This window comes from Acidobacteriota bacterium (assembly GCA_039683095.1).
Taxonomy (GTDB): Bacteria; Acidobacteriota; Aminicenantia; order Aminicenantales; family Saccharicenantaceae; genus RBG-16-66-30.
Genome location: JBDKSB010000001.1, coordinates 325,001 through 345,970, shown reverse-complemented (window position 1 = coordinate 345,970; position 20,970 = coordinate 325,001). Strand labels below are relative to the sequence as shown.

Below are 20,970 nucleotides of genomic sequence, written 5' to 3'. Positions count from 1 at the left end.
TCGGGAGCCCCGGCGCGGGGGATGCTGCCCCAGGCTCAGGGGACGATCCAGGCCAGGATCCGCCGGATGGTCCGCGCCCGCTTCTTCATCCCGGGGGACTACCAGGCCTTTTCGGCGTGGAGCTCCCAGGCCTCTTCGCCTGGATTCTCGCGAAGGTAATAATAGCGCCCCTCGCAGAAGCAGAACAGGATGCCGTTGGACAGCCGGCCGGTGAAAGGCAGTTCCAATCGCTTCAGTTCGCGTCCCTGCCCGTCGAAGAGGGCGAACTCGACCATATCCCGGCGGTATTTCCACGTCCTGGCCGCGAACGCCCCGTCGAGGACCTCGAAGTAATCGAGTCCCGGTGTCTCATCGGGAAAGAACAGCCTCTTCTCGTATTCCGCCCAGGGCATCCGGCCCGCCCAGCCCTCCTTGACGGTCCTGATGACGGCGTCCCTCAGCGCGGCCGTCATCTTTTGCGGCTCGAGGGGCAGCCGGATCTTGCGCTGCAGAACGCCGTCCCGGTCGTAAACTGCGACGATCGATTCCCGGGCCGAATCGATCACGTAGAGGCGGTCGCCGGAGACGCGCGGTGCGTAATAGCCGCTCACCAGATTGATCTTCTCCATGATATTCAAGGGCTCCGTGCGGCGGCCGATCTCCTTGATCAATTTAAGATCCTTGTCATAGAGACGGATGGTCGTCGTGGCCCCCTTGTCATCGAAATCGATGTCCCGGGCCACGTACCGGTCGGCCAGGCGATAGAAGGCGCCTTTGAACGCCCCGACGGTGAAGACGATCTCGCTCTGATAGTCGCCGTCAAGCGAGAAGCGGGCCAGCTTGGCCGAACCGGGGATGTCCAGGTGGTCCTTGAAGGGGCGGACGGCGTAGATGAAATCGAACTCGCCGGGTCCCTGGCCCGCCCGTCCGAACGTCTTGACGAAGGAGACGCGCCCGGCCTCCAGCGCGTAGATGTGCACGGTCGCGTCGTTTTCGACGATATACATGCGGCCGCCGGCGATGGAGAGGAAGAACGGGTTCATCACCTGCGGCAGCTTGGCCACGAGCTCGGCCGAAGCGGTCCCGGCGGCAAGCGCCAGGACCGCCGCAGCTGCCAGAAGGAAGAACGAAGACCGCGCCCTTGGACCGACCATCATCCGCCTCCTTGGTTCGCTCTCCAGCGGGTCCAGGATAGGTCCCGATCCTGCCGGGTGTCAAGGAAGGCGGCTAGCGGGCGCGGCGCCCGCGGGCCTCGTAATGCTGCGAGCGCTGGTCGAAGCGCGACAGGACCGCCCGGGCCGCCGCGGGCTCGAGTCAAGGGCTCAGACCCCCGGAGGGATCTTGGAACGCATCAGCGCGCTATGATCGATCGTCCGGCCGTCGACGACGAACGTCCCGTCCCCCCGGGCGTGGATCGTGCGCCGTTCCTTCCTGTCCTCGTCCACCCAGGCATGGACCGCGTCGAGAACGAAGATGTCGTGCTCCCCGATATGATCGGAAACGCGGCATTCGATATTCGCCAGGCACTCCCCTATCAACGGCGCCCGGACCGATTTCGCCTTGATGGGCGTAAGCCCGAACCTGGCGAACTTGTCCGTGTCGGAGCCAGAACACGTCCCGATACCGACGACCTTGGCCGAGATATCGACCGTCGGTATCGCGATCACGCATTCCCGGGTCTTGACCAGGGCCTCATAAGAGAAGTTCCAGGCCCCCGTCAGCAGGGCGAACCGCGGCGTGAAATCCATGACCATGTGCCAGGAGATGGTCATGACGTTGTTCCTGCCGCCGTCCGCCGTGGCCACAAGCACCACGGGACCCGGCTCGAGGAGCATGAACGCCTTCGGCAGGGGGAGTCTTTTCATTTTCATTGTCCCCTCCCTTTTCGGATCCTGAACCGACACTACGTCAGGCTTGGGCCGGCGTCAAGGGCCCGGGGGAAAACGCCTCCGGGCCCGGAACCGCCCCGGTTATCAGACCCGGGAATCCTTCTGGCTATTTGTTAAACGCCGGCCCACAAACGAGTCGAGACGCCATGTTATATGCCTAATATTGTTGACAATCTCATTGCCCCGGCTTAAGATAGTAATGTTAAACACCACCGCCCACAGGAGTGCCTGATGCCACGCGAAAAGAATAAATCCAAGTTCGTCGGCATGCGATTGAGCGAGGAGCAGAACCAGGCCCTGAGCCGCCTCCAGAAAGACTCGAAGGCGAGCAAGAGCGACGTCCTGCTCAGGGGCCTGGAGCTGCTGAGCGAGTACTACTCCCTGGGCCTCGACCGGGGGCCCTTGAATCTCGATCTGCGCAGCCTCGAATCCGAGGCCATGCACCTGGCCGAGGCCTTGAAGCAGGTCCAGGACAAGAGGCTGGCCGTCCGCCAGATGGTCCAGGAGCTCGCCGACGTCGACCGGATCCTGGACAAGTATCAGGGCCGGAAGAACGCCCTGATCCAGGTCCTCCTCGACATCCAGGCCCAGAACGGCTGGCTCCCGAAGCCGGCCCTGATCTGGGTCGCCGAAAGGCTGGGTGTGCCGCTTTCGCAGATCTACCAGATCGCCACGTTCTACAAGGCCTTCAGCCTGGTGCCCCTGGGACGCCACATCTTCCAGGTCTGCCTGGGCACGGCCTGCCAGGTGCGCGGCGCCAAGCGCCTCCTGGACAACGTCTCTTCCGTCCTGGGCATCGAGCCCGGCCATACCGACGCCGATCAAAAATTCACGCTGACCACTGTCAACTGCCTGGGCTGCTGCGCCCTGGGACCGGTCATGCTGGTCGACGGGCAGTACTACAGCAAGCCCGGGATCAAGGACATCGAGAAGATCGCCGCGTCCTGCGACTGAGGCGAGGGGCGAGAGAAAAGAGGCAATCATGTCGAAACTGAGTTCAGCGGCCGAACTGAAGAGATTCCGGCAGGACGTCCTGTCCAGGCGTGACCCGAACAAGCCGTGCCTGTCCATCTGCCTGGGCACGGGCTGTCAGGCCTGCGGCGGCGAAAAGGTCTATCAGGCTTTCGCCGGCGAGATCCGCAAGCAGGGCCTCGAGGCCAAGGTCGACATCCGGCGCACGGGCTGCCACGGCTTCTGCGAGCGCGGCCCCCTGGTCGTCATCTTCCCCCGGGAGATCTGCTACCTGAAGGTGACCCCGGCCGACGTGCCGGAAGTGGTCGCCAAGACCCTGGTCGAGGGCAAGATCGTCGACCGGCTGCTCTATACCGGGGAGGACGGCAAGAAGATCGTCCACGAGGGCGACATCCCCTTCTACAAGCACCAGAGCCGGATCATCCTGGGGGCCAACCGCCTGGTCGACCCGACCCGGATCGAGGACTACATCGCTCTGGGCGGCTATTCCGCCCTGGCCAGGGCCCTTTTCGTCATGACCCCGGAGGAGGTCCTGGACGAGGTCAAGAAGTCCGGCCTGAGGGGACGCGGCGGCGCCGGGTTCCCGACCGGGGTGAAGTGGGAGACGACCCGCAACGCCCCCGGCGAGCCGAAATACGTCATCGTCAACGCCGACGAGGGAGACCCCGGGGCCTACATGAACCGGAGCGTCCTCGAAGGCAATCCCCACAGCGTCATCGAGGGCCTGATCATCGGCGCCTATGCCATCGGCGCCCGCCAGGGATTCATCTACGTCCGCCAGGAATACCCTCTGGCCGTGGCCAACCTCACCGTGGCCCTGGAACAGGCCCGCGAGATGGGCCTCCTCGGCGCGAACATCCTTGGCTCGGAGTTCGGCTTCGACGTCGCCATCCACAGGGGCGCCGGGGCCTTCGTCTCCGGCGAGTCCAGCGCCCTGATCACGGCCCTGGAGGGCCGCGTCGGCGAGCCCCAGATCAACTACATCCGGCCGGCCATCAGCGGCCTCTGGGGCAAGCCGACCAACATGAACAACGTCGAGACCTGGGCCAACGTGCCGGCCATCATCAACAAGAGCGCGGCCTGGTTCAGCGGCATCGGGACCAGGGGCAGCAAGGGCACCAAGATCTTCTCCCTGGTCGGCAAGGTCAACAACACCGGGCTGGTCGAGGTGCCCATGGGCGCGACCCTGAGGCAGGTCATCTTCGACATCGGCGGCGGCGTCCCCGGCGGCAAGAAGTTCAAGGCCGTCCAGACCGGCGGCCCGTCCGGCGGCTGCCTGCCGGCCGCGAGCCTCGACCTGCCCGTGGACTTCGAGGAGCTGGAGAGGGCCGGCTCCATGATGGGCTCCGGCGGCATGATCGTCATGGACGAGGACACCTGCATGGTCGACACGGCCCGGTACTTCATCAACTTCCTGTCCGAGGAATCCTGCGGCAAGTGCGTGCCCTGCCGCGAGGGCCTGAAGCAGATGCTCCTCATCTACAACAACATCTGCGCCGGCAAGGGCCGGGAAGGCGACATCGAGCTGCTGCGGGAGATCGCCGAGGTCATGGCCGAAGCCTCCCTCTGCGCCCTGGGCACGACGGCCGCCAACCCGCCGCTGTCGACCATCAAGTATTTCCGGAACGAGTACGAGGCCCACATCAGGGAGAAGCGCTGCCCGGCCGGCGTCTGCAAGGACCTCATCCGCTACTACATCGTCCCCGAAAAATGCCAGGCCTGCCTGCTCTGCGCCAAGAGCTGCCCGGCCGGGGCCATCAGCGGGGACAAGGGGCTGGTCCACGTCATCGACCAGTCCAAGTGCACGAAGTGCGGCGCCTGCCTCGAGGCCTGCCCCTCGCGCTTCGGCGCCGTGACCAAGATCTCCGGCAAGCCGGCGCCCGCGCCCGTCCCCGCCGGGACCAGAGTCCAGAAGAGAAAGTGAGCCCGACATGAAAACCATCAAGCTCGAGATCGACGGCCAGCAGGTCGAGACGGCCGGGGGGACGACCATCCTCGAGGCGGCCCGGAAGGCGGGGAGCGACATCCCGACCGTGTGCTACGACAAGAGGCTCCCTCCCTACGGCGCCTGCCGCCTGTGCATGGTGGAGATCGACAAGGGCGGAGAGAAGCGGCTGGTGGCCTCCTGCGCCTACGAGGCCGAGGACGGCCTGGTCGTCAGGACCGAGACCCCCAGGATCGTCAAGATCCGCAAGATGATCCTCGAGCTGCTCCTGGCCGTTTCCGCGACGGGCCCGCTGGAGGCCCTGGCCAAGAGGTACGGCCTCAAGGAATCGCGCTTCCAGGGAGACCAGCCCAAGTGCCTCCTCTGCGGGCTGTGCGTCCGCTATTGCGCCGAGATCAAGAAGAACAACGTCACCTGCTTCATCGGCCGGGGCATCGGCAAGGAGGTCGTCTTCCAATCGGACCTCTCCCACTCCCTCTGCCCGGTCTGCCGGGAGTGCATCCCGCTCTGCCCCAGCGGCACGCTCTATTCGCTCTACCTGAAGGGCTACAGCGGGAGCCCCGAGCCCGGCTCGAACAAGGGCCTGTGACGGGAGACCCGGGGCGCCGTCAGGGTGATCGAGGGCGGCGGCCGGGGCCGGCCTATCGGAGAGCGGCGAGGACGTCGGCGACGGTCGCGATCCTGGCGTAGCTCCCGTTCAGGGCCGCGAGGACGGCCGCCTGGACCGATGCGGCCGGGACGGCCGTGTCGCGGAGCTTCAGGTCCCGGGTGGCGCAGGCGTCCTCGACGACGACGACGTCATAGCCCAGATCCGCGCCGGCCCGGACCGCGGCCTCCACGCACATATGGGTCTGCATCCCGGCGATGACCAGGGTCTTGACGTTCAATCCCTTCAAAAGCGCCAGGAGTCCCGTATCCCGGAAGGAATTGGCGAAATGCTTGACCACGACGCGCTCTCCCGCGATCGGGGCGACATTGGGATGGATGGCATACTGGGGGTCCGTGACCCCCGGCTCGAACCTCTCGATCCCCTGGGGCATGTGCTGGACATGGATCACGGGAAGCTTCCTGGCCCTGAACGCCTCGAGCGCTGACTTGGCCTTGAGGCTGGCCTCAACGCTCCCGGCGAGCGGGATCCGCCCCCCCGCGAAATAGAAGTTCTGGATATCGATGACCAGAAGGACGGGCCGGTCGAGCGCCGGACCGGGCGCCGGCGCCTGAGCCGGCGCCCCCGCCGCGGCGGCTGCGGCCAGGAGGATCCATCCGGAAAAAGCGGCTAGGAACGCCGTCCCTGGTTTTTTCATGAGCGCTTCGGTCCCTCCTCCGTGCGAGATACCGGGATATTACGACAATCCTCCCGGCCCGGCAAACCTTATTTCCGCCCTTTTTGACACCCCCCGTTTCCTGTGCTATAAGCGATTGGACTTTCCGGGCCCGCCGGGGAGGGCCGCGCCGGAGACAATGCCCATGTCGCTCAAGGAAAAGCTCAAGCGTAACCGCTTCCTGAGGAACGCCCTCCTCTTCCTGGCCGTCGTCGGCCCGGGCATCATCACCGGCAGCGTCGACAACGACGCCGGCGGCATCACGACCTACTCCGTGGCCGGCGCGTCCTACGGTTACCAGCTTCTCTGGACCCTCATCCCGTCGTTCATCCTCCTGCTCGTCGTCCAGGAGATGAACGCCCGCATGGGCACGGTCACCGGCAAGGGGCTGGCCGACCTGATGCGGGAGAACTTCGGCCTGAAGGTCACCTTCGTCATCTTCATCGGGCTGGTCATCGCCGACATCGGCAACACGGCCACCGAGTTCGCCGGCGTCGCGGGGAGCATGATGATCTTCGGCGTCAGCAAGTACGTCTCGGTCCCCCTGGTGGCGGTCGGCGTCTGGCTCCTGGTCTCCAAGGGGAACTACCGCACGGCCGAGCGGATCTTCCTGTTCTTCAGCTTCTGCCTCCTGTCCTACGTCGTTTCGGCCATCCTGGCCAAGCCCGACTGGGCCAGGATCGGCACCTCGATCATCAAGCCCGAGATGCGCTTCGACGTCCCCTACCTGAGCATGGTCCTCGGCATCGTCGGCACGACCATCGCCCCCTGGATGCAGTTCTACATGCAATCGGCCGTCATCGAGAAGGGCATCAAGGTCGAGAACTACCGGTACGCCGTCTGGGACGTGGTCGTCGGCTGCGTGGCCACGGTCGCCGTGGCCTTCTTCATCATGGTCGCCTGCGCCGCGACCCTCCACGTCAACGGCGTGGTCATCAACGAGGCCAAGGACGCGGCCATGTCCCTCAAGCCCTTCGCCGGGCATCTCGCCGCCGAGCTCTTCGCCTTCGGGCTGTTCATCGCCTCGGTCTTTTCGGCGGCCATCCTGCCCCTGGCCACGGCTTTCTACGTCTGCGAGGCCTTCGGCTTCGAGGCGGGCATCAACAAGCGGATCCGCGAGGCGCCGCAGTTCTACGCCCTCTTCGGCTCCATCATGGGCCTGGCCGTGCTCATCATCCTCATCCCCGGGGCGCCGCTCATCGGCATCACCATCTGGACGCAGGTCCTGAACGCCATGCTCCTGCCGGTCGTCCTCATCTCCATGATCCGGATGGTCAACAACAGGAAGATCATGGGCACGCACGTCAACAACGGCTTCCAGAACGCGGTCGGCTGGACGAGCACGGTCGTCCTGCTGGCTCTGACGGCGACGCTCCTCGTCTCCCAGGTCGTCCATCTGGTCAGAAAGTGAGTGCCATGGGTCCCCTGCCGGAATCAGAAAAGGCCAGGGCCGCCGCGGCGGGCGGGTTCGACGCCGACGAGGCGCGGCATTTCATCTATGTCTCCGAGCTCCTGGGCCGGCCCGTCTCCGACGCGGCGGGCCGCCGGCTGGGCCGGCTGGCCGACCTCAAGGTCCGGCTGGGAGAGAGCTTCCCCAAGATCGTCGCCCTCGACGTTAGATCGGGCTGGAAGAAGATCGAGACTCTCGACTGGTCCGAGGTCGCGAGCTTCGCGGGAGGCCGGATCATCCTGAAACCCAGGGCCGAGGAGAAGTTCTGCCGGCCCGAGGTCAAGGGCGAGGAGATGCTCCTCAAGGAGGAGCTCCTGGACAAGCAGGTCGTCGACACCTTCGGGGCGAAGATCGAGCGGGTCAACGATATCCATCTTCTCGTCCTCGACCACGACCTCCGGCTCGTCCATGTCGACATCGGCAAGCGCGGCATCCTCCGGCGCCTGGGGCTCCTGCGGCCGGTCGAGGCCCTGACCCGCTGGTTCTTCGAATACGAGTTCGCCGAGGTCCTCGTCTCCTGGAAGTACATCCAGCCTCTCGGCTCGGACGTCCACCGGGCCGACCTGAAGCTCAACGTCGGCGTCCGCGCCCTCCGCGACCTCCACCCCTCGGACCTGGCCGACATCCTCGAGGACCTCGACCGGGATAACCGGAAGAGGGTCTTCCGGACCCTCGACCTCGAGACGGCGGCCGACACGCTCCAGGAGGCCGAGCCCTGGCTCCAGCGCTCCCTCATCGAGGCGGCCCCGGTCGAGAAGGCCTCCGACCTGCTCGAGGAGATGGAACCCGACGAGGCCACGGACCTCCTGGCCGAGCTGCCCGAGGAGCGGAAGCACAAGCTCATCCAGACGATGGAAAGGCCCAGCCGGGAGGTCATCCAGGAGCTCCTGGCGTACAAGGAAGGGACGGCGGGCAGCATCATGACCACGGACTTCATCGCCGTCCGCGACGACCAGACGATCGGCGACGCCGTCCGGGCTTTCGAGCAGACGACGCACCCGCTGGAGTCAGTGGCCTACATCTACGTCACGGACGAGCCGGGCCGCCTCCTCGGGGTCATCACGCTCCGCCAGCTCCTGATGCTGGAGAAGGAGACGCCCGTCCGGACGGTCATGAACCCCCACCTCGTCAAGGTCGAGACGAACGAACGGGTCGAGGAAATCGCCGACCTCTTCGGCAAATACAAGTTCCTGATGCTGCCGGTCGTCGACGACGAGGACATCCTCTCGGGCGTCATCACCGTCCAGGACATCATCCAGGAACGCGGCCAGCTCTGACGGCGGCCATGTCTACTTCAGCATCTTGACCGGGGCCTTCTCCGGAGACAGCGTGACCTGGACCTTACCGCCGTGAGTGCCGAACGCGATGTCCGTCCACTCCCTGGGAGCTACTGCTTGACTAATTCCACGCGCCGGTTCTGAGCCCGGCCCTGCGGCGTGTCGTTGGAATCGACCGGCTTGGAGGCCCCCAGCCCGGCCGTGGCCAGCCGCGAGGCGTCGATATTGAACTGGGACGCGAGAACGGTCCTGACGGCCTCGGCCCGCCGCTTCGAGAGATCCAGGTTGTGATCGGCGCTGCCCACCGAATCGGTGTGGCCCTCTATCAGGAGCTTCAGGGCCGGGTTGGCCTCCAGCCCCTTGGCGATCATCTTGAGGACCGGGGCCGACTCCGGCTTGATCTTGTCGCTGTCGGTGTCGAACAGGATGCCGCGGGTGACGTAGCGCCCGGACGACATGATGATCTTGCTGAAGTCGGGCGACGATTCCGCGACGCGGAAGAACTGGAAGCCGACGTAGCCCTCCGGATCGTTGCCGCCGGGGCCCTCGACGTAACACTCGATCTTGCCCAGCGCCGGCAGCTCGACCTGGTTGACGTCCATGACCCGCTGCCCGTTGACGTAATAGCGCATGCGGCCGTTCTGCAGCCACAGGGCCTGCTTGACCGGCTTGACCCAATCCATCGGGATCTGCTGGTTGGCCAGCTCCTCGCTGCCTTTCCGGATGACCAGGGTCAGGTTAGAATAGTTCACGCTCGCTATGATCTCCAGGACGCCCGCACCGGCCTTGTCATGGAACCTCCACCAGGTTCTGCCGCCGTGCCCCCTGTAGGCGACGTCGGCTTCCATGGTGAAGTTGGCCGGCAGCTCGGTCACGTTGGGCGCCAAGGTCATGTTCCGGGCCGTCATGGTCAGCTGCCGGACGCCGTTTCCGACGCGAAGCTCGGCCGTCCCGCCCCGGACCCTCCAATGCGGCGGCGGCTCGTCCGCGCCCATGTCGGAGAAGTCGTCGTAAAGGATGACCTTGTCGCCGGGGACGAAGTCGACCTTCACCGCAGTCAGGTTGGGCTGGCCGCCGTCCGGGGCCGCGGTCTGGGCCGCCGCGGCGACCGTGCCGCCGGCCGGGGCCGCGTTGGGGGCCAGGCCGGCCAGGTCCGCTCCGCCGCGAGACTTGGCCAGGAGCGTGATCTTGCTGCCGGGAGCCAGGCTGAGGCTCGGGGCGTCCGAAGCCAGGTCGATCGACTTGATCGCTTCGGCCGCGCGTGAGGCCGCGCCGACAGTGGCTCCCTTCCGGCCGCCGAGGAGGCCGCCGATGGCCCCCCCGGCCCGGGCGATCCCGGACGGCTTGGCCTGATTATGGCTCTTGCGGATGGCGTTGCCGTTCTCGTCGACGTCGACCTGGCCCTTGGAATTGGCGATGGATTGGATCTCCGTGGAGATCGGGACCGCCTGGCCGGCATGGCGCAGTGTCTCGAAGCCGAACTTCAGGACCGACTTGCCGCCGCCCTGTTCGACGTTCGCAACCTTGCCTTCCAGGATATCACCCTGGAGGGCCGCCGGGGCGACGACCCGGCCTGACACCAGGTCGCCTTTATGGCTGGAGCCCGTGCCTACGCCGTTCATCAATTCCACCTGAAGCTGCAAGTCCTGGGCTTGAGCAGCCGGGACGAACAACAGCGCGCATATCAGCCATGTCAATTTGGATCGCACCCGCTACCTCCTGAGAGCATTCCCGATTTTCGTGCGTCGATCGGATGGACTATATGAGAAGTGCGGGTCCGATGTCAAACGAACGGCGGGCGGACGATCAGGCTTCTATCTCCTCGAACATGCCCGTCTTGCGGTTCTTGCGGACCCTGTCCCAGGGCAGGGCCCGGCCGTTCATGGCCACGTAGACGCCGTGCGGCAGGACCTGGACGAAGGCCAGGGCCGAGCCGAGATTGAAAAGCCCGTCGGAGGAGCCGAACTTGTAGGGCACCATAGCCCCGGTGAGGACGATGGTCTTGCCCAGGTTCGACTGCCCGAGCAGCCGGGCGGTGACCTCCATCCGGTCTGTCCCGTGGGTGATGAGGATCCGCTCGCCCGGGCAGCTGTGGCAGTGCTCGAGGATGCTCGTCCGGTCGGCGTCGGACATGTCGAGCGAATCGACCATCATCAGGGTCCGGATCTCGACCTTGAGGCACGACCGCCCCAGCCGGAGCATCTCGGGCACATGCGTGTCCTGGAAAAAGAGGTTGCCGGCAAGCTCGTCGTACTCCTTGTCGAACGTGCCGCCGGTGACCAGGATGCGGACGCTGTTCATGGATGCACTCCTATGGATGGCCGCTCCATGGTAGGACCGGCGCCCGGCCGTGTCAATAACGACGTATCCGGAGGCCCGCCCCGCGCGGGCCCGTCCCTCTATGATTTGACAAGGGCCGCAATTCCTTTAGAGTGGCCCCATGGCGGAGAATGATGCGCGCCTGAACATCCTGGGCTTGACCCGCCCGGCCTTCGAGAGAGCGGCCGGCCCGGGAGGACGTTCGCGCGCCTTGGGCCGCCTCTACAGGCGGGCTTTCGCCGAAGGCCGCTTCGAGCCGGGTTCCGAGGCCATCGCCGGGGAGGCCGCCGCCTCCCTGGCCGCCCGTTTCACGGTCAGGCTGCCCGCCGTCGAGCGCGTCGTCGAGGAGGAAGGGCCCATCGGGACCACGGCCAAGGCCCTGGTTCGGCTGGCCGACGGCGAGCGCATTGAATGCGTGCGCATCCCCGTGTTCCATCGCGGCCGCGGGCCGGCGCCGTCCACTCTCTGCGTCTCCTCCCAGGTCGGCTGCCGCATGGCCTGCGCCTTCTGCGAATCGGGCCGCCGGGGCTTCGCGAGAGACCTCGCGGCCGAGGAGATCGTGGGCCAATACGCGGCCGCCCGTCTCGTCCTGGGCTGGGAGATCGGCAAGGTCGTCTTCATGGGCATGGGCGAGCCCCTCGACAACTTCGATGGCGTCTCGGGCGCCCTGGCGGTGTTCCTGGACGGATCCGGCCCGGCTTTTGCCCAGGATGACCTCACGGTCTGCACCGTCGGCTTGCCCGAGGGCATCGCCCGTCTCAAGGGACTCGGGCTGAAGCGTCTCAATCTCTCGATCAGCCTCAACGCGCCGGACGACGGGCTCCGCAGCGAGCTCATGCCCGTGAACAGGGCCGCGGGGCTCGAGGCCCTGGCCGCCGCCCTGGCCCTCTATCCCCAGCGCCGCAATTTCACCCTGGCCGTGAACTACTGCCTTATCCCGGGCCGGAACGACGGCGAGGGCGCGGCGGAGGGCGTGGCCGCCTTCATCCGGGCCGCGGCCCCGCCCGGCCGGGCCTTCGTCAACCTCATACCCTACAACCCCGGCTCGGCCCCCATCGGCCGGGCGCCGGCCGGGACGGAGATCGAGGAATTCACCCGGCGCCTCCAGGCGGCCGGGGTCCTGGTCAAGCTGAGAAGCCCCCGGGGTCGCGGCCTCATGGCGGCCTGCGGCCAGCTCGGCCGCGCAGAACGCTGACGGCACGGCCCTTTCTGCAACAGACAAGGTCAGCAGGCCTGCCTCCCTGCCTTGGGAGTTTCGCGAGAATTCAATTGCCAGAATCAATCAGCAGCATAAATGGCGCTCCCCGGCGGGAAGCCGGGCGCTTCACTCGCGATAATAGCCGATCGAACACCAGCTGACCCAGTGGCGGAGCGAGTAGGGCGCCGTGAGCCCCATGCCGGTCTTCTGGAGCGGCAGCGCGCCTTCGCTGTAGCTGTCGGAATAGCGGAAAAGCATGCCGCCGATCTTCCTGTTCTCCGTCAGGGCGAGGATCTTCTGCACCGTCAGCAGCCCGAAGGGGATCGAGTATTTCCCGCACCAGTAGGTGTTGCGATAATCGAGGTAGGTCGCGCCCCAAAGCTCCTTGGTCAAGCCCTCGACCTTCGCCTCGTCCACGACGCCCGTCAGGTAGTCGCGGATCAGCCGCTCGTCGAAGGCGCGGCCCTTGAGCCAGGCGGCCTCGCCCTCGCCGAACGCCGAGTTGTTGAAATCCTGGCCGTAATGGTTGCCGTCGGCGGAGATCAGGAAAAAGACGTCCTGGCCGGCGACGAGCCCCCTGGCCTTCATCTCGGCCGCGACGACTTTCGCGACCATGGTCGAGATCTCCTCCATCTTCTCGAAGGGCATGGCCGTGACCATGATCGGCGTGATCTTGACGCCCGGATTGAAGCATTGCAGCCAGGGCAGCTCGGCCTCGATGGAGTGCTCGAGGGCGTGCGCCTTGTTGCTGACCTGAAAGGCGCTCTTGGCCAGGCGTTCCTTCAGGGCCTCGCGCAGCCCGGAGACGGCCACCGGCCCCGTCAACCCGGGCCAGGCCTTGAATTCGTCGAGGATGATGACGTTGTGCGGGTCGCCGATCTCCTTGCGCACCGTGCCGTGCGTGACGCCGAAGACGACGACTTCCCTGGCCCGCAGGATCTTGAACAGGGGAAAATCGACGCGTCCGGCCAGGAGATAATCGTCATGGGGAGCGATCGCCGCCACCAGGCCGTCGGCTTCGAACTGATCCGGCTCGCGGGCCTGGAGATAGTCGACGAGCAGCCGCATGCTCGCCGGGTTCCAGCAGAAGCCGACGTCGTCGCGCACCGGGCGCGCCTCCTGGCCGGCCAGGGCCGAGAAGGCCAGGAGCACCGCCGCGAATCCCGCCAGAGCTTTCATCGTCGACCTCCGTTTCGATCCTGTCCGTTCCGGCCGAAAGCCCCGCCCGAGGGAATGGCCAAACCGGCGGCGGCCCCGGCCTTCAGTAAATGAGGATACCCGGGCCTCAGGCCGGCGTCAAGGCGCGGCGGCTGCCTGTCAAGCGGGATCCGGCCCGTTGACACCGGGATCGCGTCTGGATAGAATGCCCCGGAAAAGATGCCTGATCGTCGGCGCCGTTGACGCCTTCGTATCGCGCCAAGCCGGACAAGGAGGAAAGGTGAGAACCAGATCTTGTGTTCAGGTCCTGCGGACCATCCTGCTCGTTTCGCTGTTGCTCGGCATGTTCCTGGGCAGTTCCCAGGCGTTCCAGCCGTCCTTCGCAGGCCCCTCCGCCGCCCAAGCCGGGATCGATGCCTCCCAGCTGCTGACAAAGGAGGAGGTCGGCGCGATCCTGGGGACGACGATCCTGGCCGTGAAAACGGGCGGCGACGGAGCCAGCTATTCCTCGGCCACCTACATCACGTCCGACGGATCGACGATCGTGTTCCTAGTCCAGCAGTCGCGGGATGCGGCCGCCGCCCAGGCGGTCCTCGAAAAGAACAAGGGCGCGTCCAAATCGACATCCGGCGTCGATCCGGAGCCGGTCTCCGGCCTCGGCGACCGGGCCTTCTGGGCCGGGGGCCGGGCGAACACGATTGCCGTCGTGAAGGGCAAATACTGGCTGAGCGTCGCCATGCTCCTGATCGACAGTCCGAAGGAGCCGGCCATGAAGCTGGCCGTCAAGGCGCTTCAGCGCCTGTCCTGACCGGCCCCCGGATCGACGGGACCGCGGCGGGGACGGCGCCGCCCAGATCACTTTTTCGCTGATATCCGGGAGATGATGGCGTCGATCCAGCCGAGGGCGGTCTCCCTGGCCCCGCCATAGTGGAAGATCGAGATCGCGACGCTCCCCGCGTCGCTCTTCCCCATCCAATTCAGATCATAGGTGACCAGGTCGGGGACCTTTTCGTTCCCGATGCCGCCCGTGTATCGTTCGATGTACCTTTGGCACGTGAGCACCCCCTTCTGATAACGCTCCTTGCCGCACAATTCATATCGCATCGGCGAGCCGGGCTGCCGCTTGTCGGCCTCCTGCGGCGCGTCCAGATATTGGGCCATCGTTTCCTCGAAGAGCTCCTTCATGCCCTCGATATCCTCGGCCGTGGCATCCTCGTCCGGGACCCATTTGGTCACTGAATATTTCAGCTCGATGTTCACATGAGCCCAGGGCTGGGGAAGGCCCTCGTTGGCCTTCTGGGCCACGATGACGGTCATCGGTCCGTTTTTCAGGTCCTGGACCACTTTGAATCCCGCGGGGAGCAGTTCCGCCGCCGGCGGCAGCTGGGCGTAGGCCGCCGAGGCCGCCGGGAGAACCGCGCCAAGAGCAGCAAGGGCCATAAGGGCCGATCGGAGCTTCATCGAATCCTCCTTAGACATGGATTGGGAATGAATGCGCATTGGCTGGGTCGACGGCCGGGATTTCAATCGGCTTTTCGTTTCATCGGGCGTCTTGAAGCCGCCGCCCGGGAACGGCTGCCGTTAGGATGCTGACCGGCCCGCGTCATGACCCGGGCATGATAGTGCCGGCCGCGGGCGAATGTCAACGGCCCGCCATTCCCGCAAGCCTTAGACCCGGTCCCCGGAAAAACAATGAAAATCCAAGGCCAAAGCCATGGACTCGCGCGGGAGTTTTCTCTATGTTTCGGAGGGAAAGGCATCGGCATGGGTCACCGGATCAAGCCGGAGCGTACGCGTCGGCCGTGGCCGGCCGCCCGGACGGTCCGGCCCTGCCGCTCCCGGCCCGGGGGAATATCCATCTCGGTAAGGAGAATGTCATGAGAAAATCCGCGTTCGCGGTCCTTGTCGCGCTGCCCGTCATCGCGGCCGCAGCCTGCCAGAACGGTCCGACGGGGCCGAAGCTCTCTTCCGCCGCGGCGGCGAAGAGCGCAACGGCGGGATCGGTTCCGGGGTCAACCACAACCGTAGCTCCCGACGGCCTCGTGGGGACGTGGCTGGCTACAAAGGCCGTGGCCTGCAGGTCGATAAACAAGGACGGCAAATTCGTGGAGGTTCCGGGCTCACGCCGGGACCTTGTGGCGGAAGGGGGGGCCGTCACCCTCGTCCTCGAAACGAACGGGGCCTACACCGTATCCGTGACCATGCCCGGACAGGATCCATCGCTCTCGCCCGGCACCTGGCATTACCATGAATTCTGGGGCAAGCCCCAGATCGATTTTTATCCGTCGTCGCTGGAACCGGATTACGAATATGGGGAAGTGCCGGGGTTTTTGGTGGCCCTGAGCGGCGACATCCTGAAGCTTTGGGATGGCGGCCTGGGATTCCTGCCCCTCGACTTCGGATGGGCGCCGCACGAAACGTGCCTCGTGTTCGAGTTCATCCGCAAGTAAGGACCGGTGAATCGGCTTCCGGCGCTGCCGGCGGCTTTCAGCCGACGTCCACCCGAAAGACGCAGGACGGGGCGCCCGTCTTGATCGATTGGACGAGATCGACCTTGGCTGGGCGTCCCAGAACGGTCTGAAATATCTCCATCACCCAGCCGACCGAGCACTGGCAGTAGACCGCGGGCAAACGCCGGGGCCCGGCGGCCACGAGCTCGCAGAAGCAGCGCGGATAGCTCCAGTGTACCGTCTTCCCGTCGATGAGGCGCGCGTTCCCCTCGCCCAGCACGCCGGACATCCTGGCTAAGAAGGCCTTCAAGTCGCCCTTGTTCGCTTGGGCCAGCTTGAAGAGTCCTCCGCGGCGGGCGCAGGCCCGGCCGCAATCGTTCATCATCCTGGTGCGGACGGGCTCGCCGACGCTCCTCTCCAGGTTCTCCATAAGCGTCAGGATATAGGCCTGCTTGAAGCGCTCCTCCATCTCACCCTTCCGCTTTTCGCGCCCGGCGGGCTCAACCGGCGGTTTGGTTTCCTGTCCGGCCAGAAAAGAGCCGCCGGAGCAGGCCAGGCAGGCGCAAGCCCCCGTCTTGAGGAAATCCTGTCTTTTCATGGTTTTCTCCTTATCATCCTTTCGAGGCTGTTCCGACGGCGAGCAGCGACGGCCGCCCGCCCAGGATGGGCCCGGGCCCCAGCATCATGCGCTGGGGCGCATGGGGCTTGATGGCGAAGCCGAGCGAGTCGAAGAGGGCGACCGCCCGGCCGGCTTGAAGATGAACTCCGGGCTCGTCGCCGAGGCTGAGGACCAGCGTCTTGGGGAAGGAGGCGTTCTTGTCCAGAAGATCGGCCTGGGCGTATTCAACCGCCTGACCGGGTGGTCGGGTCAGGAACGGCCCGGCACCCGCCGCGAGGAGGGCTAGGCCGCCGGCGGCCAGAAGGACAGCCGCGAACCGCGAGAAGTACGCTCGGTTCGAATCTCGCATCGTCATTCACTCCCATGTCGAACGTAAGAGTCGCGTCTTTTGGGAGGCATCGCCGCGCAAGGCTCGAGGATCTCCATTCCCTATAGAATACAACAAGACGGCGAAATTGTCGGCTCGGGGTCCACGAACGCCACCGGCGAGGTCCGGGTTTACGAAACCCTGTTCACTAAGCGCGATCCGACGGAGCTTGAGGAAGGGGAGGACTGGCTCTCCAATCTCAATAGCGACTCGCTCCGCGTCATCGAGAGACTTGTTGGACCCTGGCCATCAGGAAACCGCCCTGGCGCGGCTTGTTCAACGTTCCCCCCGCAAGTCAAAAAAGTAATTGACGCCGCCGTTCCATCCCCGGCCGTAACGGGGATCGAACCGAAGAATCGTATAGTCGGGATCTTCCGGCCCCGCCTGGGTAACACGTTTCCCAACCCGGACGCCAGAGCTCCCGGCAAAGAACCGGATCATCATCAACGGTCAAATCGCCGGCCAGCATCAAGCTGAAATGGATCTCCGGCCGGCAGAAGAGCAGGGAGGCCTGCGGACGGGACCGGACGTCCCCGACTTTCGATGAGGAAGTATAGGTGTCGAGGTAACAGCGGAACGTTCCGTCGAGGGGGGCAAACGTTCCTGAAGCCCGGGATAGCGCGGGCCGCGCAGGTTGAACATGACCCGGGCCTGGGGAAAACCGTCAGCGCCGATCGTCGTCAGGACGACATCGGGCAGGAAGCGATCGGTTCCAAGCGGGCTTGTTTTATTTCGTTTTCGCCCTCGTTCCTCCTTCGGTCATTTGACCTGCGGCTTGGTGATCGAGAAGTGGGAATGGACGAGGGCCCATCGGCCGTCATGGCGGGCGTAGACCTCCGTGACGTTCATGCGGAAGGCATTTTCCCCCGTTTCATCGTAATCGATCATGTTGTATGAGAGAACGGCGGCCTCGCCATGAACCTGTACTCTTGGATCGATCATTTCGTACTTGGGAACCCGGAACGTGCCTTTGAGCGGGGCTAGAAACTTTTCAAACGCCTCGCGTCCGTTCAGCCGTTTTTCCAGGCTCGGATCAAAATAGGTGATTTCCGGGGCGGCCAGTTCAATGAAGCCGTACGTATCGCCGGTTCCCCAGCGGTCGAGCATGGCTTTTTCCATGGCGATGATTTCAGCCTCCGGATCGTCGGCCGGCCCGGCGGCCTGAACCGCGCCGAGCAGCGGGATCGCCGTCATCAGCGTTAGAACGAAAAGGGCAAGCGACATGGTTTTCTCCAATTCATAGGAAATTCCTTTCCTGAAAGCGCCGGCCCCGGACTCAGGATCGACACCTCCTATCACGAAAGGAGGATATCGCGGCCTGCATCAAGAATCAAGCACTCAGGATTCGGCCGACCAGCTGAGAATTCTACCTAACAGGGGCAGGCCGCTCCCCTCGTCCAGCGGACCATGACCTGACCGTTGCCGGGAATATGGGACGTCACCCGGGCGTCCAGGTAGTCCATCCGCTCGAGCAGGGCTGATTCATAAAGCGCGCCGGAAATCCGCCCCGAAAATAAAAAAGGGCGGAGCCCCCGAAGGGGTCCGCCCTTTGCGTTCGAATAAAGTCGCTAAGCGATCAGTACCGGCCGCGGCCGCCGCCGAAGCCGCCCCTGCCGCCGCCGCCGCCCGTGCGGGGACGATCGGTCCGGGGCCGGGCCTCGTTGACCGTCAGAGGACGGCCCTTGAGGTCCTTGCCGTTGAGGCCGGCGATGGCCTTGTCGGCCTCTTCCTTGTTCGGCATCTCGACGAAGCCGAAACCGCGGCTCTCACCGCTGAACTTGTCCTTGATGATGGCGACGCTCGAAACCTCGCCGAATGCCGAAAAAGCGTCCTTGAGATCCTGCTCGGCCGCCGTGCGGGAAATGTTTCCCACGTAGATGTTCATACATCTCTCCTTGAAAAATTGCCCTTGCCTTGGGCGCGAACCCTCTTATTCGGATTCCGTGGTTCCCCTTGGCCCATGAACGGGGCCGCGCCCGACCTGCCGAATAAAAGGAGAGGAGTATGACCGACCGTTTTTTTTGGGGGCCCGTGCCCCTCTGTCCTTTATTCGAGAAAAAATAAAAAACCCGGCAACGACCTACTCTCCCACCCAGCTGCCCAGGCAGTACCATCGGCACGAACGGGCTTAACTTCCGTGTTCGGAATGGGAACGGGTGTGGCCCCGCCGTTAAAGTCACCGGGATTTTAATCCGATCTAGCAACTTAGCTTGCGCGCTAATTCCGGGACATCCCAATTCCTGGCGACACGTGCCAATTTCGAGAAAAATTGATTACATGTCCCCGAATTGGGCCGCGTCCCGAATTACCGCCTTTTTTGTCTTGATAAACTTTATGGTCAAGCCTCACGGTCTATTAGTACTGGTCAGCTGAACGCATCACTGCGCTTACACCTCCAGCCTATCAACCTGGTCGTCTACCAGGGACCTTCAGCCCTTGCGGGAGGGAGATCTTATCTTGGGGCGTGCTTCCCGCTTATATGCTTTCAGCGGTTATCACAACCGAACGTAGCTACCCAGCGCTGCCCCTGGCGGGACAACTGGTACACTAGAGGTTCGTCCATCCAGGTCCTTTCGTACTATGGACAGCCCCCCTCAAATCTCCTGCGCCTACCGTGGATAGGGACCGAACTGTCTCGCGACGTTCTAAACCCAGCTCACGTACCTCTTTAACCGGCGAACAGCCGGACCCTTGGGACCCGCTTCAGCCCCAGGATGAGATGAGCCGACATCGAGGTGCCAAACAGTGTCGTCGATGTGAGCTCTTGGACACTATTAGCCTGTTATCCCCGGCGTACCTTTTATCCGTTGAGCGATGGCCCTTCCATACAGGACCACCGGATCACTAAGCCCTGGTTTCCCATCTGCTCGGCCCGTCGGCCTCACAGTCAAGCTCCCTTATGCCTTTGCACTCTACGGTTGATTTCCAAACAACCTGAGGGAACCTTTGGGCGCCTCCGTTACATTTTAGGAGGCGACCGCCCCAGTCAAACTACCCACCTAACACTGTTCCTCGCCCCGATCAGGGGCGAAGGTTAGAATCTCAGACCAGGAAGAGTGGTATCTCACCGTTGACTCCACACCGGCCAGAGCCGATGCTTCAAAGTCTCCCACCTATCCTGCGCATCATGGACCGAAATCCAATGCTAGGATGCAGTTAAGGTGCCGGGGTCTTTCCGTCCAGCGGCAGGTAACCGGCGTCTTCACCGGTACCACAATTTCGCCGAGCCCCTCTTTGAGACAGCGCTCAAGTCGTTACGCCTTTCGTGCGGGTCGGAACTTACCCGACAAGGAATTTCGCTACCTTAGGACCGTTATAGTTACGGCCGCCGTTTACTGGGGCTTCGGTTCGCAGCTTCGCCTTGCGGCTGACCGCTTCCCTTAACCTTCCAGCACCGGGCAGGCGTCAGACCCTATACATCGATTTTATGTCTTTGCAGAGTCCTGTGTTTTTATTAAACAGTCGCTAGAGCCATTTCTCTGCGGCCTCCTCGGGCTCCGCCTGTACGGCTTCACCCTAATAAGGCGCCCCTTATCCCGAAGTTACGGGGCTAACTTGCCTAGTTCCTAAAAGAGGGCTCACTCGTGCGCCTTAGAATATTCTTCTCATCTACCTGTGTCGGTTTGCGGTACGGTCACCTGAAAAACTCCCTAGAGGATTTTCTCGGCAGCGTGGAATCGACAAGTTCGGAAGCCCGAAGGCAACCTACCCCGCCGTGCTCGGGGTTAAGAGCGTCCGGATTTGCCTGGACACTCCCCCTACGTGGCGGCCGCGCATTTCCGATCGCGCGTATGCCTATCCTCCTGCGTCTCCCCCTCGGTGATAACGCGTTTCAGGCGGTGCAGGAATGTTGACCTGCTGTCCATCAGCTACGCCTTTCGGCCTCGCCTTAGGGACCGACTGACCCTGGGCGGACTGACCTTCCCCAGGAAACCTTAGATTTTCGGCGTTGAGGGTTTCTACCCCAATTATCGCTACTCATGCCGGCAGGGTCTCTTCTCAGCCGTCCACCATGGCTGACGCCA

General features: G+C 64.2%; 19 protein-coding genes and 2 rRNA genes (1 of these 21 running past the window's edge). 8 read left to right on the top strand and 13 right to left on the bottom strand.

The window, feature by feature from the left end; translation table 11 throughout:
• Positions 1-98: 98 nt before the first annotated feature.
• Together ABFD52_01600 and ABFD52_01595 are read right to left on the bottom strand one after the other, a co-directional pair.
• The gene (locus tag ABFD52_01600; GenBank protein MEN6559453.1) at positions 99-1,133 is read right to left on the bottom strand and encodes a hypothetical protein; all 1,035 of its coding nucleotides are present in this window, start codon (positions 1,131-1,133) and stop codon (positions 99-101) included.
• Positions 1,134-1,301: 168 nt separating this feature from the next.
• Positions 1,302-1,844 carry a flavin reductase family protein gene (locus ABFD52_01595; protein MEN6559452.1) on the bottom strand — a complete coding sequence of 181 codons (543 nt, stop codon included), beginning with the start codon at positions 1,842-1,844 and terminating at the stop codon, positions 1,302-1,304.
• A gap of 519 nt (positions 1,845-2,363) precedes the next feature.
• On the opposite strand from ABFD52_01595, the gene ABFD52_01590 reads away from it, so the two are divergent.
• From ABFD52_01590 to ABFD52_01580, 3 genes are read left to right on the top strand one after another with little or no spacing between them, the layout of a single operon-like run.
• Positions 2,364-2,822, top strand: a complete 459-nt coding sequence (locus ABFD52_01590; GenBank protein ID MEN6559451.1) for an NAD(P)H-dependent oxidoreductase subunit E — start codon at positions 2,364-2,366, stop codon at positions 2,820-2,822.
• Between the two features lie 28 nt (positions 2,823-2,850).
• A complete protein-coding gene (locus ABFD52_01585; GenBank protein ID MEN6559450.1) occupies positions 2,851-4,764 on the top strand; it encodes an NADH-quinone oxidoreductase subunit NuoF in 1,914 nt (637 codons plus the stop codon).
• Between the two features lie 7 nt (positions 4,765-4,771).
• The gene (locus tag ABFD52_01580; GenBank protein ID MEN6559449.1) at positions 4,772-5,374 is read left to right on the top strand and encodes a 2Fe-2S iron-sulfur cluster-binding protein; all 603 of its coding nucleotides are present in this window, start codon (positions 4,772-4,774) and stop codon (positions 5,372-5,374) included.
• A 52-nt stretch (positions 5,375-5,426) separates the two neighbouring features.
• Here ABFD52_01580 and ABFD52_01575 read toward each other — a convergent pair whose 3' ends face one another.
• Positions 5,427-6,089, bottom strand: a complete 663-nt coding sequence (locus tag ABFD52_01575) for a cysteine hydrolase family protein (GenBank protein MEN6559448.1) — start codon at positions 6,087-6,089, stop codon at positions 5,427-5,429.
• Positions 6,090-6,252: 163 nt separating this feature from the next.
• On the opposite strand from ABFD52_01575, the gene ABFD52_01570 reads away from it, so the two are divergent.
• Together ABFD52_01570 and ABFD52_01565 are read left to right on the top strand one after the other, a co-directional pair.
• On the top strand, positions 6,253-7,518 hold the full coding sequence (locus tag ABFD52_01570; protein MEN6559447.1) for an Nramp family divalent metal transporter: 1,266 nt from the start codon (positions 6,253-6,255) through the stop codon (positions 7,516-7,518).
• Between the two features lie 5 nt (positions 7,519-7,523).
• Positions 7,524-8,834 carry a CBS domain-containing protein gene (locus tag ABFD52_01565; GenBank protein ID MEN6559446.1) on the top strand — a complete coding sequence of 437 codons (1,311 nt, stop codon included), beginning with the start codon at positions 7,524-7,526 and terminating at the stop codon, positions 8,832-8,834.
• Positions 8,835-8,944: 110 nt separating this feature from the next.
• Here ABFD52_01565 and ABFD52_01560 read toward each other — a convergent pair whose 3' ends face one another.
• Together ABFD52_01560 and ABFD52_01555 are read right to left on the bottom strand one after the other, a co-directional pair.
• Positions 8,945-10,456: an OmpA family protein gene (locus ABFD52_01560; GenBank protein MEN6559445.1), complete on the bottom strand. Its 1,512-nt coding sequence runs from the start codon at positions 10,454-10,456 to the stop codon at positions 8,945-8,947.
• A gap of 184 nt (positions 10,457-10,640) precedes the next feature.
• The gene (locus ABFD52_01555) at positions 10,641-11,135 is read right to left on the bottom strand and encodes an asparaginase domain-containing protein (protein ID MEN6559444.1); all 495 of its coding nucleotides are present in this window, start codon (positions 11,133-11,135) and stop codon (positions 10,641-10,643) included.
• A gap of 139 nt (positions 11,136-11,274) precedes the next feature.
• Between ABFD52_01555 and ABFD52_01550 the strand changes: the two genes are divergently transcribed.
• Positions 11,275-12,348, top strand: a complete 1,074-nt coding sequence (locus ABFD52_01550; protein MEN6559443.1) for a radical SAM protein — start codon at positions 11,275-11,277, stop codon at positions 12,346-12,348.
• Positions 12,349-12,477: 129 nt separating this feature from the next.
• Here ABFD52_01550 and amrB read toward each other — a convergent pair whose 3' ends face one another.
• Complete coding sequence (amrB, locus tag ABFD52_01545; GenBank protein ID MEN6559442.1) at positions 12,478-13,530, bottom strand: AmmeMemoRadiSam system protein B; 1,053 nt, start codon at positions 13,528-13,530, stop codon at positions 12,478-12,480.
• Between the two features lie 259 nt (positions 13,531-13,789).
• On the opposite strand from amrB, the gene ABFD52_01540 reads away from it, so the two are divergent.
• Positions 13,790-14,317 (top strand): hypothetical protein, encoded by a 528-nt coding sequence (locus tag ABFD52_01540; protein ID MEN6559441.1) that lies wholly within the window; start codon positions 13,790-13,792, stop codon positions 14,315-14,317.
• 47 nt (positions 14,318-14,364) lie between these two features.
• Here ABFD52_01540 and ABFD52_01535 read toward each other — a convergent pair whose 3' ends face one another.
• Positions 14,365-14,970: a hypothetical protein gene (locus ABFD52_01535; protein ID MEN6559440.1), complete on the bottom strand. Its 606-nt coding sequence runs from the start codon at positions 14,968-14,970 to the stop codon at positions 14,365-14,367.
• Between the two features lie 416 nt (positions 14,971-15,386).
• On the opposite strand from ABFD52_01535, the gene ABFD52_01530 reads away from it, so the two are divergent.
• On the top strand, positions 15,387-15,959 hold the full coding sequence (locus ABFD52_01530; protein MEN6559439.1) for a hypothetical protein: 573 nt from the start codon (positions 15,387-15,389) through the stop codon (positions 15,957-15,959).
• Between the two features lie 37 nt (positions 15,960-15,996).
• Here the strand turns inward: ABFD52_01530 and ABFD52_01525 are convergent, their stop codons facing one another.
• From ABFD52_01525 to ABFD52_01500, 6 genes are all read right to left on the bottom strand, one after another.
• Positions 15,997-16,557 (bottom strand): DUF6144 family protein, encoded by a 561-nt coding sequence (locus ABFD52_01525; GenBank protein MEN6559438.1) that lies wholly within the window; start codon positions 16,555-16,557, stop codon positions 15,997-15,999.
• Positions 16,558-16,570: 13 nt separating this feature from the next.
• On the bottom strand, positions 16,571-16,927 hold the full coding sequence (locus tag ABFD52_01520) for a hypothetical protein (GenBank protein MEN6559437.1): 357 nt from the start codon (positions 16,925-16,927) through the stop codon (positions 16,571-16,573).
• Positions 16,928-17,704: 777 nt separating this feature from the next.
• Positions 17,705-18,169 carry a nuclear transport factor 2 family protein gene (locus ABFD52_01515; protein ID MEN6559436.1) on the bottom strand — a complete coding sequence of 155 codons (465 nt, stop codon included), beginning with the start codon at positions 18,167-18,169 and terminating at the stop codon, positions 17,705-17,707.
• Between the two features lie 352 nt (positions 18,170-18,521).
• Positions 18,522-18,830 carry an RNA-binding protein gene (locus ABFD52_01510; protein MEN6559435.1) on the bottom strand — a complete coding sequence of 103 codons (309 nt, stop codon included), beginning with the start codon at positions 18,828-18,830 and terminating at the stop codon, positions 18,522-18,524.
• 182 nt (positions 18,831-19,012) lie between these two features.
• Positions 19,013-19,129 (bottom strand): 5S ribosomal RNA (gene rrf / locus ABFD52_01505).
• 150 nt (positions 19,130-19,279) lie between these two features.
• A 23S ribosomal RNA gene (locus ABFD52_01500) occupies positions 19,280-20,970 on the bottom strand; it runs 1,306 nt beyond the window's last position.